Genomic DNA, 17,954 nt, shown 5'->3' on the forward strand with positions numbered 1-17,954 from the left:
AAGGCTTATGTTTTGCATATTATAAAATTTCTAAAAACTGCTTAAATATATATTTGCTTTCGTTAGGACCGCTGCTTGCTTCTGGGTGATGTTGCACCGAGAAGATCGGATAGTCCTTGTATCTTACGCCCTCGATCGTGTTATCAAACAAATTTCTATGTGTCACAACCGCCACTTCTGCGATGTTCTCTGGCACGTTGTAGTTGTGATTTTGCGTTGTTATCTCGATCGCTTTTGTCTCTAAATTTAAGACTGGATGATTTGCTCCGTGCTGACCAAATTTAAGTTTATATGTCTCGTATCCAAAGGCATTTGAAAGTAGCTGGTGACCAAGGCAGATACCAAATATCGGGATTTTTGCCTCTATCATCTTTTTTATCTCGGCGATTTCAGCCTTTAAATTCTTTGGCTCGCCTGGACCATTTGATAAAAATACCCCGTTTATCTCGCCATTTTTAAATTTATCTATCAAAACTTCAGCCTTAGTATCGTGTGGCACGACGATGACCTCAAGACCAGTTTCGCATAGCTCATTTAGGATATTTCTCTTTACGCCAAAGTCAAAAACAGCTATCTTTTTGCCGATACTTTTTAGTGGCTTATATGACTTTAAATTTCTATCCCAAGCGCCTTTTTTGTGCTCGTACTCATCCATTGCGCTGACTGTTTTTACGTAGTTTATATTTTCTATGCGTCCGCTACTTTCAAGCCTGCGTTTTAGCTCATCTTTATCGCTTATCTGCGTTGAGATATATGCCATCAAAGCGCCCTCGTCACGTAGCATCTTTGTCAAATATCTAGTATCAACGTCATAAACGCCAAATTTGCCCTGCTCTTCGAAAAATTTGCCTAAAGATTTTTGCGAGCGGTAGTTTGAAGGAATTTCATTGTAGTTTCTCATTATGACGCCACTTGCGTGAATTCTAAGGCTCTCCATATCATCTTCGTTTATGCCAACGATGCCGATCTCTGGCATAGTAAAGACGATAAACTGACCAGCATAGCTTGGATCGCTCATGATCTCCTCATAGCCAGTCATTGAGGTATTAAAAACGAGCTCGCCTGCACACTCGCCGTGAGCACCAAAGGCCTTTGCCTCTAAAAAAACGCCGTTTTCAATGTAGATATAAGCTTTCATTAAAGCATTCCTCTTTTTTTAAGCTCATCTTGATACAAACGCTCAAAAATCAGGTCGTATTCGTCAGTTCCAGGGATAAGTTTGCGTTTGTAGTTTTGCATCATCTCATAGACGCTATCTTCTATCTTCTCATAGCTTTTTAGATACTCATCTATCGAGCTATAAATGACATTTTTCACGCGGTTTTCTGATACGTTATACTCGACCAAATCGCTCTTCCAGATAGCTTCAAGTATCTTGTGAGCGACATTGCTAAATCTATCTTCATGAGTTAAAATGACGTCAAATTCGCCAGCAAGTTTCTTTTTAACAAGCCAAAACATATTTTTGCGGTCAATTTGCATAGTTTGCATCTCGTCCTCGTTTTTCTCTAAAAGCTCATTTACTCGCTCGTCTAGCGCTCTTTCTTTTTGAACATCAGTAGTTAAAATTTCACTTGCTTTTGCTACGATTGGCTCGATACCTTTGTTTAACTTTACAAAACCACAGTTTAAAAGATCTATTGCTATTTTATGTGAGACATAAGGTACGTGTGGAAGTTTTATACGCATTTTAAACCTTTAAATTTTTATGCCATTGTAACTAAATAAAGGTAAAACTTTACTTTGAAATTTTAACGACTTTATCATTGTCACTTCTTAGAAAATAAATTTCTCTTCGTCCGTCATAAAGGACTTTGCCGCTTGTTTTTTGCTCGCTTTGTAAATTTGAAGATAGATCCATCTCAAGTGGCTTACTCATAAAATAAGCCTCGCCCAAGCTTCGTCCAAAATCAGGATACCAACTGAGTGCGCAAAGCAGGAGCAGGAGTAGATAAAAGGCTCTAAAAATTTTCCTAAATGGCGCGTAAAAGAAACAATATCCAAATATAAAAAACACAGGTAAAAGCCACAAAAAAGGCACATTATCCACAAAAATCACATTGAAATACTCATTTATGCCATAAAATGAAAAGTAGTTGTTGTAAATTCCAACAAATAGCGTAAAAATAGGAGCAAGAACAAATATAATGCCAGTAAAAAATGCATTAAAAATTTTCATAAGCCTTCCTTTTTTCGTGGGATTATATTAAATTTTAGCTTTATTATTGCTCTAAATTTATTAACTAAGACATTTTAAACTCCAAAATGTCACAAATTTTCAAATAATGTGGGAGTTAAAACGATAAATTTAAGATGAGTGTGACATTTTTTAGATGAAAAATAAGAGATTTTTTTGAAACTTTTGAGGTAAAAAAGAGAGAGATTTAAAATTTAGCCTTTGCCATAAAAGCAAAGACTAAAATTGGTTTTAAGCTTTTTTCTTCATATCAAATTTATTAGCCATGAAGCCAACAAGACCAACAAAGAAAAGACCACCGCAGATGTTACCAAGTGTAACTGGAAGCAAGTTTTTGCTTAAGAAATTTGTCCAGTTGATGACATCTAGCTTATCAGCTGTAGTGTGAAGTAAAGCTGCTGCAGCGTTGATATCGCCACCACTTGCTGCTATATAGTGAGCTTTAGAAATGATAGCTTCGGTGATGATGAACATATTTGCAACGCAGTGTTCCATTGAGCAAGCAACGAATGCGCCGATCATCCACATAATTGCAAAGAATTTACCAGATAGGTTGCTCTCGCTTGTCGCAGTCCAGATAGACATACAAACAAAGACGTTACAAAAGATACCACGAAGAAATAGCTCATGAAATGGTGCTGTGATCTTGCCAATAGCTGCTGGTACGAAGTGTTGCAAGATGTAGCCGTCGTATTTTAGTGGCAAACCAGAGTAGTAGTACATATAAGCGATCAATGCTCCACCAACGAAGTTAAATATCCAAACAATTACCCAGTAGCTTATGGTTTTGCCAAGTGGCAATTTGCCATCATACGCACTAACACCACTTAAAACAGAGCTAGTAAATAGGTGACCACCATAAAATACAACCATCATGAGGCCGCAGCTAAATGTGATACCACCGATGAAGTTTGAAAGACCGATAGACTGTTTTTCAGCCATACCAACTGTTGAGTGAGCCCAGAAAATATCACCCATTGCAATAGCAGCTCCAGCCATGATAGCAAGAAATATAATGCTTACAAGTGGCGTATGAGCTTTATGTTCCATTGAATTTGAGACCGCTTGAGCGGTTTCTGCCGGATTTAACATCACGTCTCCTTTTTATTTGACCTTCTTTGATCTATAAGAAATAAAAGCAAGGAAGCAGTGCCAAAGATAGAGATTTTAGCGTCAAAATTTAATGTCTAAAGCTTGTTTTTACACTAAATTTCAAATCCAAAACGATCAAATTTATCTTTAGCAAACCCCAGATTAAATTTAGCTCTTGCTAAATTTAACCAACTAAATTTTTATCAATCTCTACAATTCTTAAAAAAGCTTTTCTGGCACTTTTTTTAGCCTGCTCGCTTAGTCCCTCTTCAAAATCAAGGACATTTTCAAGTAAGACGCTAATGCCAAGAAAAAGCGTCTTTGGACAAATTTTACGCAAATAGCTTAAAAGCACTGGTGTTGGGAGGTTGTGGGTTGAGTAGATGTAGTCTCTATCGTCACTTAGGTCAAAAAACTCTATCTTATCCTCATCAAAACCGCTCATTGCATCGACTACTATCAAAATGTCGGGCGCAAATTCTCTAATAGCTGAAAATTCATTCTCAGGCACATCTTGCCCAAAAAATACCTTCCACTCTTTTAGCTCCTGCTCTACGATACGGCCTACTTCATTGCCCACATCATCATCACCACGCATAGGATTACCGATGCAAAGGATGGCCTTTTTCATCAAAAGTCCTTCCTAAGCACGATATATCCCTCTTTTAAATTTGCCAAAATTTCTTTAAGCTTACACTCACAAAGCTGTGGCAAGAGTCTAGCGATATGCTCAGCAAAAATTTCAACTTCAAAATACTTGCTTAAATTTCCGATCTTAAATTTCACATATTCGCCTGAGTTTTTGATCATCTCGTCAAATTCCTCATCGCTTAGCTCTAAGATCTTCTCGCTAAAATCAATCGTACCAACGCCGTGTCCCACGCAAGTGGAGAAAATTTTTATCTCCTTTAGCTCGCGTGGAAGCTTTTCGTTGTCGTCCATATGCCTTTTTGTAAGCTTATAAACTTGTATCATCTTTTACTCCAAACCTCACTATCAACATCAATCGCAAAATTTTTACTAGCTTTTGCATATTTTAGATAGACATCGTTGTGTAAAAGTGCCATGCACTCAGCATATCTAGGATCATCTTCTTTTTTGATAGCTGCTATAACCGCTTCACGTGCAAGCTCTGGGTTGTGGATATCACTTGAGGCTTTGATAGCGTCCATATATTTTTCAAATAGTGTTCTACCAAAGATATAACTCATTAGCCTTTTACTTTCAGCATGCAAGTCACGTTCAAACAAGATATCACCCATTACTGACTTTTTAACTGAAGGAGGCGTAGTGCTATCATTTTCGTAGCTTTTTTTCTGAAGCTTTTGATCGATGATGCCAAGAGCCATGCCAAGACCATAGATAACGCTTGCTGGGTGTGGAGGGCATCCTGGGATATAGACATCAACTGGTATGATCTTATCTATACCGCCCCAAACGCTGTAAGCGTCGTGGAAAATTCCGCCCGTACTTCCACAAGCACCAAAAGCAACTACGATCTTAGGATCTGGAGCTGCTTCATAAGCACGAAGTAGTGGGTAATACATCTGTCTTGTGACCGGTCCTGAGCAAAGCAAGATATCAGCGTGTCTTGGGTTTGCTACAAGTTTAAAGCCAAAGCGCTCAGGGTCCCACATCGGTGTGATAGCAGCGAAAATTTCGATTTCACAACCGTTGCAGCTTCCGCAGTCGATCCTATAAACGCTAAAGCTTCTTTTGATATTTTTTAAATGCTCTAGCTTTGCAGTTAGGTCATTTGCTGTTTTTATGTCCTCTGGGACTTGATATAGACTCATTTTATAGCCTCCTCAACGCCTTTTGTTAGCCTCTCAGCAGATTGATTTTTCTTGCACTCTGGGCAGATGAAAAGATACTCTTTTGCCTCTTCAAGTCTGCCTGGGAGTAAATTTGCTGTGCCAAGCTTTTCAAGGGTGAAATTTATAAGCCTTTTTGGCGTAAATGGCTTGCCGCAGCATTTGCAAGTTTGCATCTCAAGCTCGCCTCTTTGGATAAGAGCGCTCTTGTCAAATTTAACCGCAAGCTCAAAGCTATCGCTAAGTCTTACGGCTCCAGTTGGGCAAACCTCATCGCAGCGACCGCAGAATATGCAGCGACCACAGTCAAACTGCCAAACAAGCCTTGTTTGCTCATCGTTCATCTTAAGCTCTATTGCGTTACTAGGGCAAGCGACACCGCAAGCTGCACAACCTACACAAAGATCGTATGTATAGTCTGGCTGACCGCGGAAATTCTCAGGCACAATATATGGCTCAAATGGATAGGCGTATGTCGCCTTTCCATATTTTTCTGTGATGTCAAATAACTTCATCATCTTAAATCCTTCTTACTAACCCCGCCATCTTGACAGAATTTTTTAAGGTCTTTTTCTGTTAAAATTTTACTTTTTTTAGTCCTTACATCAACCAAAGTAACACGCTCGGTGCATGAGTAGCAAGGGTCAAGTGAGCAAACGATAAGTGCAGCGTCACTTATATTGTTTCCTCTAAATTGATACCTTAGGCTTGGCCAGTTGTTATATGTCGCAGCCCTACATCTCCAGCGATATACTTTTTGAGCGCTACCTTGCATGATCCAGTGGACGTTCTCACCACGTGGTGCTTCGTCGTGACCAAGTGCGAAATTCTCAGGCTTGATCATAGTCACAGGATCGATCATAATCGGAGTTTGAGGCATCATCTCAAAGCATTGGCGGATGATGTGGATAGAGCTTTTTAGCTCTTTATATCTAACCATCTCACGAGCAAAAACGTCGCAACCATGCTCAACTGCTACTTCAAATTCTATCTGTTTGAAGAAGTCGTATGGATGATCGTAGCGGTTATCACGTTTAAAGCCAGAGCCTCTCATATTTGGACCAACTGGGCTAAAGTCACGTGCTATTTGGCGGTCTAGGATACCTACACCTTTCCAGCGTCCGATTTGGCGTTTATCTTCCAAAACTGCATCCCAAATTTCTGAAATTTGAATGTCAAGTTTGTTGATGATCTCTAAGCCTTTTTTGATCTCATGGTTTGTCATATCACGTCTTAAGCCACCCATAACAACGTTGCCGTATGTTTTACGTCCGCCAGTTACAAGTTGAGCTAGCTCCATAGAGTACTCACGAACCCTAAAGATATGCATAAAAGCATTGTAGTTACCAGTAACCTCACAAGCTAGACCGATATTTAAAAGGTGGCTGTGAAGACGCTCGATCTCAAGACAGATGACGCGTATAGCTTGAGCTCTTAGTGGGATTTCAAGCTTTATAGCTTTTTCTGCTGCTTCTATACAAGCTATAGCGTGAGCATAACCGCAAATTCCGCAAACACGCTCTGCAAGATAGCCCATTTGATCATAGTTCATTCTGTTTTCAGCTAGCTTCTCCATACCGCGGTGTTGATAAAACAAGCGGTAGTCAGCGTCGATGATCTCATCGCCGTCGCAGAAAAGTCTAAAGTGACCTGGCTCATCAGATGTAACGTGTAGTGGTCCAAGTGGCACATCGACTACTGCGTCACCTGTTGGGAATAAAAACTCCGCATCAGGCTCATCTCTGTGATCTACTGGATCAGGGCGGTAGCGGTAGTCCATAGCATCTTTTCTAAGTGGATGAAGTCCATCTGGCCAGTCATCACTTAAAACTAGACGTCTTTTATCAGGTAGTCCCTCGGCTACTAGGCCAAACATATCATAAGCTTCTCTTTCATACCAGACACAAGCTGGTACAAGTGGAGTAACTGATGGAAATGTCGGATCGCTTCCTGGGATAAGGGTTTTAACTGTGATAAAGCACTTATCCTCAGCTGCAAAGTCATCGGCCTCAGTCATCTTGCTACCTTCCATTGAGATAGCATAGTAAAGCGCATAGCAGCCATTTATCTGGCGCTCGTCGTTTGGTATCATAGTGCTTATAAAGCCACCGATATCATAATAAAGTGTCTTAACAGCTAGTGGAAGATCGTTTCTATCAACCAAAACTGTGATCTGATCGTCTGCTTGACGAGTTACTTCTAAAATTTTTACCTTTGTTTTTAGGATTTCAACAAATTTATCGCCTCTCATTTTAAAGCTCCCATCATTATATTAACACCGTTATTTACTAGCGTATAAAAACTATCTACTTTCCATACACCAAAGATTATGATAAGGACACAAAGTGCTATAAGAGGTAAATTTTCAAACAAACTCATCTCTTTATTATGAACAACCACACCTTTTGGCTCGCCAAAGCTTGCCATATTAAAGTGCGCAAAGTCAGCTATGAAAATAACTGCAAGTGCAATAGCAAATAGCGCAACTGCGATATATTGACCACTTGTGATAGCTCCAACGAAGACGTTATATTCGCTAACAAATATAGCAAATGCTGGAACACCAACTAGTGAGCATACAGCTGCACCAAACAAAATAGTTGTAATAGGTGCGATCTTAATCATGCCACCCATCTTACTCATATCTTTGTGACCGTAAATTCTTGCTATATTGCCTGTTGTGCAGAAAGCCAAAGCTTTTGTAAAGCTGTGAGCTAAGCAGTGGAATATCGCTGCAAATAGACCAAATTTACCGCCAACACCAAGTGCAAATGCGATAACACCCATGTGAACGATTGAGTGGTATGCAAACATTCTTTTTACGTTGTGTTGTCTTATTAGGAAAAATCCTGCTACAAAAAGTGTGATGGTTCCTGATACGATCATTATACCTTCAACAAAGCTAAATCCAACTGCTTGAGCTGCGATAGCGTAGTATCTTAAAAGTGCAAGCATCGCACATTTTAAAAGTACACCTGATAGCAATGCTGAGATAGGTGCTGGACCTTCAGCGTGAACGTCTGGCAACCAAGTGTGAGTTGGAGCAAGACCAGCTTTTGTACCAAAACCAATTAGCGCAAATACAAAGATAAGTTTTGCAGCATCTGGATTTAGGTTTTTAGCATTTTCCATTATGCTTGAAAACTGCATAGAAGCCTCACCATCTCCTAAAGTGCTATATGTAGCTGAGTATAGAAGAACGGTTGCATAAAGAGCAAATGCTAGACCAATTGAGCAAAGAACGATGTATTTATAACCACTCTCTGTTGATTTTTGATCTTTGTGGATAGCAACCAAAAATACAGAAGCTAGTGTAGTAGCCTCGATAGCTGCCCACATAAACGCAACGTTGTTGCAAATAACACTTAAAGTCATTGTAAAGATAAATACATGGCTTAGTGCGTAGTATTTTTTAAGATCACTTAAATGAATGTGTCCATCTTCAAGTTCCCATCTCATATAGTGGATAGAGTAGAAATTTACTATAAATCCAGTTACGGCGATAAGCACTAAGAAAACACAGCCTAAGCTATCTAAGAATAAAAATTTATCAAAACTATAAAAAGTTCCGCCACTTAAAACTTTAAGAACATTGTTAAGTAAAGCCACTGATGTCGCAGCAGAAAACAAGACATGAAGTCCGCTAAGTACTGCATAGTTTTTAGGACTTAAAAACAAGATCAAAGCACCAAGGAGCGGTATGATAAGTATTAAAGCTAAACTATCCATCTCTAACCCCTTAAATTTGAAGCTTTAGAAGTATCTAAGCTATCATAAGCTTTATAAAATCTAATCGCTAGAACGCTCATGATAATAACAGCAAATATCGCATCTGTTAGAATTCCAAGCTCAACTAGCTCATGTGAGTTGTAAGCCATTAGAGCAAGGCTTAGGTGGATACCGTTTTCAAACAAGCAGTAAGCTAGAATTTGTTTTATAAATGAGTTTCTTAACATAAAGCCAAAAATTCCCATCATAAAGACTGTTCCAGCAGCGATTAACATAATCTCTTCTTTGATAAGAGAGAATTTTAAAAATATAGGGTGGATACTCATTGAAAGAGCTAGAGAAAATCCCATAGCAATAACAGGACTTACAAAAAATCCACCAACTGGCTCATCTTCGCTAACTACGCCAAGTTTTTTGATAAGCCAGAACAAAATTCCTGGCACGAAAAGAACTTTGGTAAAAAACGCAACGATCGCCCAAGTTTTTAGCTGCTCAGCGTTAAATTTCTCAGATAGCAAGAAAAATATACTAACTAAAAGTAGTGTCTCTATCGCATAAGCGATGATTGAGAGTTTCAAGCTTCTAAGGCCAAAAACCGCAAGCGAAGTTACGATCATGCAAATGGCTAATATATCTAGTGTTTGCATCTCACGCTCCTACTACATAAAGTGTTAGTGCAACAAACGAAATAGCAAGTGCACCAAGAGCATTTTTGCGTAAAGATGAAGTCATTTTAAAGCGTGGTCCAAAGTTGTCTATAAATACAGCTGCGACGTAAAATACTCCAGTTTTTATCACAAAAACGATAATAGCTAAGAAAGGATTGCTAAAATTCCATGGCTCAAATATGCTTAGGAAAAGTCCTATCATAGCAAACTGTTTTAATATAAGTGATGCTTGAACTAAGCCAAGGTCGCTACCAGCATACTCACCAAGAACACCCTCTTGAAGCTCTTGTTCTGCTTCAGCTAAGTCAAATGGCTTTCTACCAGTCTCAACATACATACACCACAAAAATGCGATAGAAGCAACGGCAAAACTTGGAATTTGATATCCGATAACGCCAGTTCTTACCATCTCTTGGATCTCAACTAAATTTGATGTTTTAGCTGCAAGCATAACTACGATTAAGCACATAATCATAACTGGCTCAACATAAACACCAAGCATTTGCTCCCTGCCGCCGCCTGTTGCCGCAAATGGGTTGCCGCTATCCATTGAAGCTGCACCAAATACAAATCTAAGTAGCGCACCAAGATAGAGGATAACAAATATATCTGAATATGCTCCAAATACAGTATCTTTGCTATAAGTGATAGGTATAGCAGCTAGCACTGCAGCTGAAGTTGCAAAAAGGAAAAATGGAGCCCATCTAAATACCCAGTGAGAGCACTCAGGGACGGTTCTTCCTCTTCTAAAAAGCTTTATAATGTCGCGATATGTTTGAAAGAAATCGCTACCTTGTTTTGATTGAAGTTTAGCTCTAAGTTTTCTTGCCATACCATCAAACAAAGGAGCTACCAAAACGATAACGACTACTTGAAATATCATTAAAAGTATAGTTTGCATTTTCGTCTCCTAAACTAAAAAGTAGCCCACAGCAAGTATGACACAAAGATATAGCAAGATATAAAGTGCATATACATTTGTATAACCACTCTGAACGATACCTAGCTTATCAGCAAATTTCACACACCATTTAATGACTGGCTCATAAAACATTCCCCACCAAATATCTTTTGGATGGTTGTGATACTCAACCGCGTCAAAATAATTTCTAGTAACTACTTTTTTATCAGCTCTAAATAGCCATTGCATAATTTTTCTAAGGTCGCCAGTGAATGGACCACCTGTCATTTGCATACGTGAGCTATATTTAAAGCCACAAGCCCAAGGATCAGTTTCGCGTGGTTTATCTCTGTTTGCTTTCATAACAGCAAGGATGATAAATGGCAAAATCATAGTTGCACATAGGACTAAAGCGATAAGTGGAGTTGAGATCATGCTACCCATAGGTGAAGTTACATTTATAGCACCAAGGCTAGCTTTATAGTCGCTTATAGCGATAGAATTTACAGCTTGCATGATGTAATCAACTATGTAGTTTGCGCCAAGACCAAAGCCAACGCAGCCTATCATTAGGATGATCATACCAAGAACCATGCCTATCGGACTCTCTTTAGCATTTTCCCAAATTTTTTGATCTCTTGGAGTACCTGCAAAGATAACAGCGTAAAGTTTAAGGTGCATACCAACCAAAACGCCTGTTAGCGCAAGAGCTACGACGCCAAGTGTAAATGCATATCTAACTAATGTTCCTTCTCCCATCGCACCTTGAAGCATACCTTGATATGTAAACCACTCTGAAACAAAGCCATTTACTGGAGGTAAAGCTGCGATACCCATGATACCTATAAACATACCAAGACTTGTCCATGGCATTTTTTTAGCAAGACCACCAAGGATGTCCATATTTTGTGTATGAGTAGCGTGGATAACTGAACCAGCGCAAAGGAAAAGCAGACCTTTAAATATAGCGTGGTTAACTACGTGGTAGCAACCTGCTAGAAAACCTACTGCTGCAAGTGTTAAATTTCCAGCTGCAACGCCGTAGATGCCAGTACCAAGACCTAGCAAGATGATGCCTATGTTCTCAACTGAGTGGTAAGCAAGCAAAGCTTTGAAGTCGTGTTGGCAAAGAGCGTATAAAACACCAAATAGTGAGCTAGCTGCACCAAGAGCGAGTATTGTAAGACCAAAATATGTGCTAAGTGGTAGGTAAAGTGTAAATTTAACTAGAGTAAATAGAGCAACTTTAATCATAACGCCTGACATAAGGGCTGAAACATTTGATGGTGCTGCTGGGTGAGCTTGTGGAAGCCAAACGTGGAATGGCCACATACCAGCTTTACTACCAAAGCCGACCAAGAATAGTATAAATACAGCAGCAGAAGCACCAAATGGCATCTTAACACCCATAAATGCGCTAAATTCAAAGCTTCCTGCATAGTAAGCTGTGATAAGCAATCCACAGGTTATACAAAATGCACCAATTTGTGCGATGCCAAGATATACCATAACCGCTTTAAGTGTATTTTTACCGTCATTGACGATGATAAGAAATGATGATACAAGAGTCATAAGCTCCCATAAAACAACAAAGCAAAATACATTATCAGCGCTGATTACTAGAAGCATTGAAAGGATGAATGTGTTAAACAAACATGCAAACACACCAACATTTGCTTTTTTTATGTACTCTTCTGCATAGCTCATACCATAAACACTACTTGCAAATCCGATGAAAACAACGACAAAGCTGAAGAAATTTCCAAGTGGATTTAGTGCAAATTTTGGCGAATACAAAAAGCCATCCATAAGAGCAAAGCTATCACTTACTCCCATATTTGCAACGAAGTGACACATCGCATAAAAGCAGCTTATAGCACTTAGTCCAAAACCAACTTTAACAGCGGCTTTTGGAGCGCAGTAGAGCAAGATACTAACGACGGCACTTACAAGAAATAGCATATAAACCGTAGTCATCTTATGCTCCTTGTCCGTTTAAAATTTTAGTAGCAAATTTATTCGCTGCATCGTAGTCTATCCTCTTGCCAAGCTTATGTTTGCCCTCTTCTGGATCAACCATTATAAGAGCGCTTGTTGGGCATACATCAACGCAAGCTGGTCCATTTTCACGGCCAAAGCACATATCACATTTTACTGCGATGTTTTTTGCGCCTGATTGAGACTCTACCTCAAGATAGTATTTTGGCTCGACAGCGTAATTTACCGAAGGCATAAGCTCTGCACTTGAGCTTATCGCACCATAAGGGCAAGCGATCGTGCACATCTTGCAACCTATACAAATTTCCTCGTGAAGCTCGATGCAATTATCGTTAAATCGCAACGCTCCAGTTGGGCATACATTTGCGCAAGGGCCATCGTCGCATTGTCTGCACTGAGTCGGCATAACACCGCTAGCTTCTCTTAAGACGCTTAGCCTTGCACGTGATAGTTTGCCGCGTTCATAAGCACTTTTAAAACATGCAGCCATACAGGTCGCACATCCTATGCAGCGTTTAGAATCGGCAATCACAAATTTATGTTTTTTCATAAATTCCTCCTAAAAAACAAGGCAAGACCGCCCTGCTCACTAATAGAGTGATTGTTAATCACATGAATAGAGATAGTTAAATTTTTATTTAACATCTCAAACGCTCCTTCCTGAAATTTTTGAAACAATTCTATAACTTCTGGCGATTAAATTCCGTCAGCTATCTGACAAATTTTGTATTTTTGAAATTAAATTTTTATTTTATATTAGTTTAAGATATGCTATCAAAAGGCGTTGTTTTCGTGTGATTAATCAAAAAAGATTAATATTTCATAACAGATAATTAGTAAAAAGAGTAAAATTATCTTAATTAAGTTTAAACTTAAAAATTAGTTTTTTAAGCTTGGGTTAATTAAATGAAACTGAAATTTAAAAAACTAAAATATAATCCAACCTTTAAATTTAAAAGGGTTATTGATGGAAATTTTTATAGTCATAGTTTTGTTTATCGCTTCAGTTTTTGCTTTTATGAAATTTGCCCCTGTTTTTGGTAGCACACCAGATGCCAAAAGCCAAAAACTGATAGAGGCTTCGCCAAATTTTAACGGCAAAGTTTTTGTAAATTTAGAGCCAACGATTGATATGGTAAAGAAAAATCCGCAAGCGTCTATGTTAAATTACATTCCGCAAGCGCTCTTTCCACCAAAGGGCAAGCTACCAACTAAGCCTTTGCCAAATTTAAAATTTGACGCAAATGCCCTCAAAAACGGCGAGTTTATCTGGCTAGGGCACGTTAGCCTCATCTGCAAGCTTGATGGCAAAACCATCATCACGGACCCAGTTTTGCACCGAGCATTTCCGCTGCCAGTTGGCGGCAAGCCCTTTACCTACGAGCATGCTATCACAGCTAGCGACTACCCAAAGGTGATCGACATCGCCCTCATCTCGCACGATCACTACGACCATCTTGACTATAAAACGATCCTTGAGCTAAAGGATAGAATAGCCAAATTTCTAGTGCCACTTGGCATAAAAGCACACCTCGTAAAATGGGGCGTAGGTGAAGATAAAATTTACGAATTTGACTGGTTTGGTGATCAGAAAATAGAAAATTTAAACTTCACTTTTTGCCCTTCAAGGCACTTTAGCGGGCGCAAATTTAAAAGAAACGGCACGCTTTGGGGCGGCTGGGCGATTAAAGAGGCTGGCTTTAGCTTTTATTTTAGCGGAGATGGCGGATACGGCGAGCATTTTAAGATGATAAATGAGAAATTTAGCGGATTTGATCTAGTTTTCATAGAAAATGGCGCTTACAGCGACGGCTGGCCCTACGTGCATATGCGGCCAGAAGAGTCGGCGCAAGCGCTAAAAGATCTTGGCGCAAGGCTTGGCGTGCCGGTGCATTGGGGCAAATTTGATCTTTCTTATCACGCTTGGGATGAGCCGATCAAGCGATTTATAAAGGCAGCGACAAAACTTGAGTTAAACTACGCCACGCCTATGATCGGAGAGGTTTTCACCGCGCAAAATCCACCTAGCAAAAAGTGGTGGGATGAAATTTAGGAATAAAATTTGCTCTAAATTTTAAAATCCAAAAGGAAGTGCAGATGAAAATTTCTGAAAATTTATCAAATTTAAAAAATGCCATCGACAAGGCGGCAAAAAACGACCTTGATGCAAGCGCGACCGGAAGCTTTTTGCAAAATTTAGAAAAAGCCAACAAAGAGACAGAAAAGATCTACGAAAAGCTCGAAAAAGAGCTAAAGAGCGACGCGCAGATGTTTAAGCAGTTTGACTTTATGCAGATGATGACAAAGCTTCAATACGGCAACCTAAAATCAAGCGAACGCGAAGAGCTGATAAACAAAATGAGCAAGATCGCTAAAGAAATTTAGCCGTTTAGTGTGGCTTTACGGCGAGCCAAATTTGGCTATTTTGCGTAAATTTATGTGGTTTTTTGCTGAGTAAATTTGCTAAAAAATATGAATTTACCTACTTGCTTGGCGGCTGTTAATGTCCTCACATTTGCCGCATCTTTTGTTAAGCACCTGTTGCACACTGGGCGTGTATGACAGCATCGGTATATCATATGCACAAAATCCCAGCAAATTTCTCAAATGTTTTTAGCCTCTAAATTTAAAGCTAGTCAATCAATAAAGGCAAATTTTAAAATTTCATAAACGAGTAATTTCGGCTCTAAAATTTGAGCTAAGCTGTAAGCAAAGCCAAATTTTAGTAGCCAATTCTTGCGAGTGAGTGGAATTTTAAAATTTGCAAAGACAGCTTTATTAAATTTGTAAATTTCTTTTTATTCAAAAGGGAGACAAGGGGACTCGAGTTACGAGGCCGTCCCCTTATCCCCCTTTTTAAATCCCCCAAACCCCTCACACGTTCAAGGGGCATGCGATAGCGCTTTGCGTCGTATGCGGTTTATTATCTGGTAAGTGTCAGGCAAATTTTAAAATTTATGAACGAGCATATCACGGCTTTAAATTTATAGACTCTTTTTTTCAAAAGGAAGACAAGGGGACTTGAATTACGAAGCCGTCCCCTTATCTCCCTTTAGAACCCACAATCCCCTCGCACGTTAGAGGGGCATGCAATGGTGCTAAAGCACCGCATGCAGTTCATCATCAAATAAATTTCGAGCAAATTTTAAAATTTTCAAAACAGCTTGATTAAATTTATAAAAGAATAATTTTAAAGATTACCTATTTATATATGTAAATTTGCTAGAGAGAATTTAAGAGCCAAAAAGGCTCTTAAATTTTAGTGGAGTTCGCTCCAGACTTTGCGTTTCCAAAGCCAAGCGAAAATTCCTAAGATAAAGAAGTAGATCATCACGTAAATGCCAGTGCTCTCGCGCTCAGCCTTTTTACTGTCGCCTACTTTTTGGATGTAAGATACTATGTCATCTTCAGCGGCTTTGTTTAAGCCAACTCTAGGCATCGCAGTGCCTGGAAGCATCTTTTGAGTATCGTTTATAAATTTATGCAAGTAGTCTGCACCTTTTGAGCGGATCATCATAGATAGATCAGGTGGGTTTGAACCCATATAAGCTGCGAGGCTTACTTTGTTGCCAAGAGTATATTTTTTATCATACTTCATATCGTGGCATCTTTGACATGCGTCAGCAAAGACCTTTTCTTCAGTGATCTTGCTCTTTGCATCTGCGTCAGCTGATACCTTTTTAAGGTAAGCAACTATGTCAGCGATCTCAGCGTTTATATCGCCGCCAGCACCCATAAATGCAGTCATCGGATAAGGATGCTCGTCGTTAAATTTATGAGATAGTTTTACAGCCATAGTTGGATTTTTGATAAGTGCAGCTAAAAATCTCTCGTCATAAATTTTACCAGCTGTGCTAAGATCTGGTGGCACTACGCCAAAGCTTTGGCTAGCTGTCTCAGCATCCATACTAGCTGGCATGCCAGCTGCTTCGATGCCGTGACATCCTGTACATCCAGCTGCCCCAAACGTTTCAGCACCCTTTACAGCATCACCCTTTGCAAGGTCGATCGAATTTATATCAGCCCAAAAAGCTGTGTAGTCATCAAGAATTTTTTGTGCCGTCTCTACATCTTTTGTAGCTGCATCGATGCTAGCTTTGTTGCCGCTAGCTTTTGCAGCCTCAAGCGCCTCTTTTTTCTGCTCTAAAAAGTGTTTAGCATAGTCAGTATCTTCTTTTGAGAAGTTATACTCAGCATTTGCAGTGTGCGGATGAAGCTTTGTGTGAGCGTAAGGCTCGATACCCCAGTATAAAATACCTGAAAGGATAACAACGATGGCAAAAATTTTAAGCTCTTTCATGATTAGCCCCTTTTTCTTTCAAGTATTGTGATAACTGGAAGTGCGATTATAAATAGCACTAAAAATAGCAGTGACGCATAAAATCCTATCCAGTCGTTGATACCGCCTGTTGGGAGCTTGCCATATATAGATAAAACGATAAGGTCAGCAACTAGCACCCAAAACCATACGAAAAATAGTGGTCTTTTGTGAGCTGGTGCTACAAGGTCGCTTCTATCAAAGAGTGGTATAAGCATAAATGCCACACCCGCAAAGGCAAACGCGATAAGACCGATGTTATAAGCTGAAATTCCTGCTATATCAAAGAAGAAGCCACGCAAAATTTCATATTGCCACAAGAAATACCACTCTGGATAGATGTGTGGTGGAGTTTTTAGTGGATTTGCTGGCTCAAAGTTGATAGGATCCATCGCAAAGCCAAAATGATAGCAAACAAGATACATAACAAATATCATAAAAAATGATACATACATGAAGTCTTTTGCCAAAAATCCTGGCCAAAATGGTATAACCTTAGCTTTTGCTCTGTCACCGTGTAGATAAACCTCAGCCTCTACGTCAAAGTCGATATCTTCGCTTGTTAGGTTATTTACGTGCGGAACTCTTAATGAGTAGAAGTGGATAACCAAAACAACGATAGTCACAAGTGGAAGCAAGCATACGTGAAGCATGAAAAATCTTGTAAGTGTCGAGTCGCCAACTGCATAATCGCCCCTGATCCACTCAACCAAAGCATCGCCGATAACTGGCACACCACCAAAGAGCTGAGTGATAACAGTAGCCGCCCAGTAGCTCATCTGACCCCATGGGAGCATATAGCCACTAAATGCCTCTGCTGAAAAGCAGATAAATAGCACCATACCACTTACCCAAATGACCTCTCTGCCTCTTTTGTATGAGCCATAGTAAAGTCCAGTAAGCAAGTGGATATACATGATAAGAAAGATAGTCGATGCTGAAATCGCGTGGATATGACGCCACAGCCAGCCGTACTCGACCTCTTGCATGATAGTGTAATTTACGCTATCAAAGGCTAAATGTATGTCTGGTTTGTAATACATCATAAGCAAAAAGCCAGTGATGATCAAAAGTAAGAAAAGTGTCGTTAGGATAACGCCCATCGCCCAAAGGAAATTTATATTTTTTGGGATCCAGTATTCGCTAACTAGAACCTTCATAAGTTTTGTAAAAGCTAGGCGCTGGTCAAGCCAGTCAATAACGCCAGTTGATTTATGAGATAAAGACATCGCTAACC

18 protein-coding genes are annotated in these 17,954 nt (G+C 39.5%); 2 read left to right on the top strand and 16 right to left on the bottom strand.

The window, feature by feature from the left end:
• Positions 1-19: 19 nt before the first annotated feature.
• The 14 genes from carA to CVT14_RS02855 all read right to left on the bottom strand — a co-directional run bounded on the left by carA (position 20) and on the right by CVT14_RS02855 (position 12,949).
• Positions 20-1,138, bottom strand: a complete 1,119-nt coding sequence (gene carA, locus CVT14_RS02790) for a glutamine-hydrolyzing carbamoyl-phosphate synthase small subunit (RefSeq protein WP_021089353.1) — start codon at positions 1,136-1,138, stop codon at positions 20-22.
• Entirely contained in the window at positions 1,138-1,689 is a 552-nt protein-coding gene (locus CVT14_RS02795) for a DUF507 family protein (RefSeq protein WP_002939254.1), read from the bottom strand. The genes carA and CVT14_RS02795 overlap by 1 nt, the downstream gene beginning before the upstream one ends.
• A gap of 49 nt (positions 1,690-1,738) precedes the next feature.
• Positions 1,739-2,179 carry a hypothetical protein gene (locus tag CVT14_RS02800; RefSeq protein WP_021089386.1) on the bottom strand — a complete coding sequence of 147 codons (441 nt, stop codon included), beginning with the start codon at positions 2,177-2,179 and terminating at the stop codon, positions 1,739-1,741.
• Between the two features lie 249 nt (positions 2,180-2,428).
• Positions 2,429-3,289: a formate/nitrite transporter family protein gene (locus tag CVT14_RS02805; RefSeq protein ID WP_021089427.1), complete on the bottom strand. Its 861-nt coding sequence runs from the start codon at positions 3,287-3,289 to the stop codon at positions 2,429-2,431.
• Between the two features lie 184 nt (positions 3,290-3,473).
• Entirely contained in the window at positions 3,474-3,920 is a 447-nt protein-coding gene (locus tag CVT14_RS02810) for a hydrogenase 3 maturation endopeptidase HyCI (RefSeq protein WP_021085388.1), read from the bottom strand.
• Positions 3,920-4,264: a formate hydrogenlyase maturation HycH family protein gene (locus CVT14_RS02815; protein WP_002939326.1), complete on the bottom strand. Its 345-nt coding sequence runs from the start codon at positions 4,262-4,264 to the stop codon at positions 3,920-3,922. Before CVT14_RS02815 ends, CVT14_RS02810 begins: the two co-directional genes overlap by 1 nt.
• Positions 4,261-5,085 (bottom strand): NADH-quinone oxidoreductase subunit B family protein, encoded by an 825-nt coding sequence (locus CVT14_RS02820; protein ID WP_107849643.1) that lies wholly within the window; start codon positions 5,083-5,085, stop codon positions 4,261-4,263. The genes CVT14_RS02815 and CVT14_RS02820 overlap by 4 nt, the downstream gene beginning before the upstream one ends.
• The gene (locus CVT14_RS02825; RefSeq protein ID WP_103646020.1) at positions 5,082-5,621 is read right to left on the bottom strand and encodes a formate hydrogenlyase complex iron-sulfur subunit; all 540 of its coding nucleotides are present in this window, start codon (positions 5,619-5,621) and stop codon (positions 5,082-5,084) included. The genes CVT14_RS02820 and CVT14_RS02825 overlap by 4 nt, the downstream gene beginning before the upstream one ends.
• The gene (locus CVT14_RS02830) at positions 5,618-7,354 is read right to left on the bottom strand and encodes an NADH-quinone oxidoreductase subunit C (RefSeq protein WP_009294856.1); all 1,737 of its coding nucleotides are present in this window, start codon (positions 7,352-7,354) and stop codon (positions 5,618-5,620) included. Before CVT14_RS02830 ends, CVT14_RS02825 begins: the two co-directional genes overlap by 4 nt.
• Complete coding sequence (locus CVT14_RS02835) at positions 7,351-8,832, bottom strand: hydrogenase 4 subunit F (protein ID WP_103574023.1); 1,482 nt, start codon at positions 8,830-8,832, stop codon at positions 7,351-7,353. Before CVT14_RS02835 ends, CVT14_RS02830 begins: the two co-directional genes overlap by 4 nt.
• A 2-nt stretch (positions 8,833-8,834) precedes the next feature.
• Positions 8,835-9,479: a hydrogenase 4 membrane subunit gene (gene hyfE / locus CVT14_RS02840; protein WP_012001181.1), complete on the bottom strand. Its 645-nt coding sequence runs from the start codon at positions 9,477-9,479 to the stop codon at positions 8,835-8,837.
• A gap of 1 nt (position 9,480) precedes the next feature.
• Complete coding sequence (locus tag CVT14_RS02845) at positions 9,481-10,401, bottom strand: respiratory chain complex I subunit 1 family protein (RefSeq protein WP_002939300.1); 921 nt, start codon at positions 10,399-10,401, stop codon at positions 9,481-9,483.
• A 9-nt stretch (positions 10,402-10,410) separates the two neighbouring features.
• Complete coding sequence (locus CVT14_RS02850; protein ID WP_009294858.1) at positions 10,411-12,378, bottom strand: proton-conducting transporter membrane subunit; 1,968 nt, start codon at positions 12,376-12,378, stop codon at positions 10,411-10,413.
• 1 nt (position 12,379) lies between these two features.
• A complete protein-coding gene (locus CVT14_RS02855; RefSeq protein ID WP_009294859.1) occupies positions 12,380-12,949 on the bottom strand; it encodes a 4Fe-4S dicluster domain-containing protein in 570 nt (189 codons plus the stop codon).
• Positions 12,950-13,366: 417 nt separating this feature from the next.
• Here CVT14_RS02855 and CVT14_RS02860 point away from each other — a divergent pair, with 417 nt between their 5' ends.
• Together CVT14_RS02860 and CVT14_RS02865 are read left to right on the top strand one after the other, a co-directional pair.
• On the top strand, positions 13,367-14,452 hold the full coding sequence (locus CVT14_RS02860) for an MBL fold metallo-hydrolase (RefSeq protein ID WP_107849644.1): 1,086 nt from the start codon (positions 13,367-13,369) through the stop codon (positions 14,450-14,452).
• 44 nt (positions 14,453-14,496) lie between these two features.
• Positions 14,497-14,784: a hypothetical protein gene (locus tag CVT14_RS02865; protein ID WP_087581727.1), complete on the top strand. Its 288-nt coding sequence runs from the start codon at positions 14,497-14,499 to the stop codon at positions 14,782-14,784.
• 874 nt (positions 14,785-15,658) lie between these two features.
• Here the strand turns inward: CVT14_RS02865 and CVT14_RS02870 are convergent.
• A complete protein-coding gene (locus CVT14_RS02870) occupies positions 15,659-16,699 on the bottom strand; it encodes a c-type cytochrome (protein WP_107849645.1) in 1,041 nt (346 codons plus the stop codon).
• Between the two features lie 2 nt (positions 16,700-16,701).
• Entirely contained in the window at positions 16,702-17,946 is a 1,245-nt protein-coding gene (locus CVT14_RS02875; protein ID WP_103630182.1) for a cytochrome b, read from the bottom strand.
• Positions 17,947-17,954: the final 8 nt, after the last annotated feature.

The sequence above is a fragment of the Campylobacter concisus genome (assembly GCF_003048445.1).
In the GTDB taxonomy this organism is placed as follows: domain Bacteria; phylum Campylobacterota; class Campylobacteria; order Campylobacterales; family Campylobacteraceae; genus Campylobacter_A; species Campylobacter_A concisus_BF.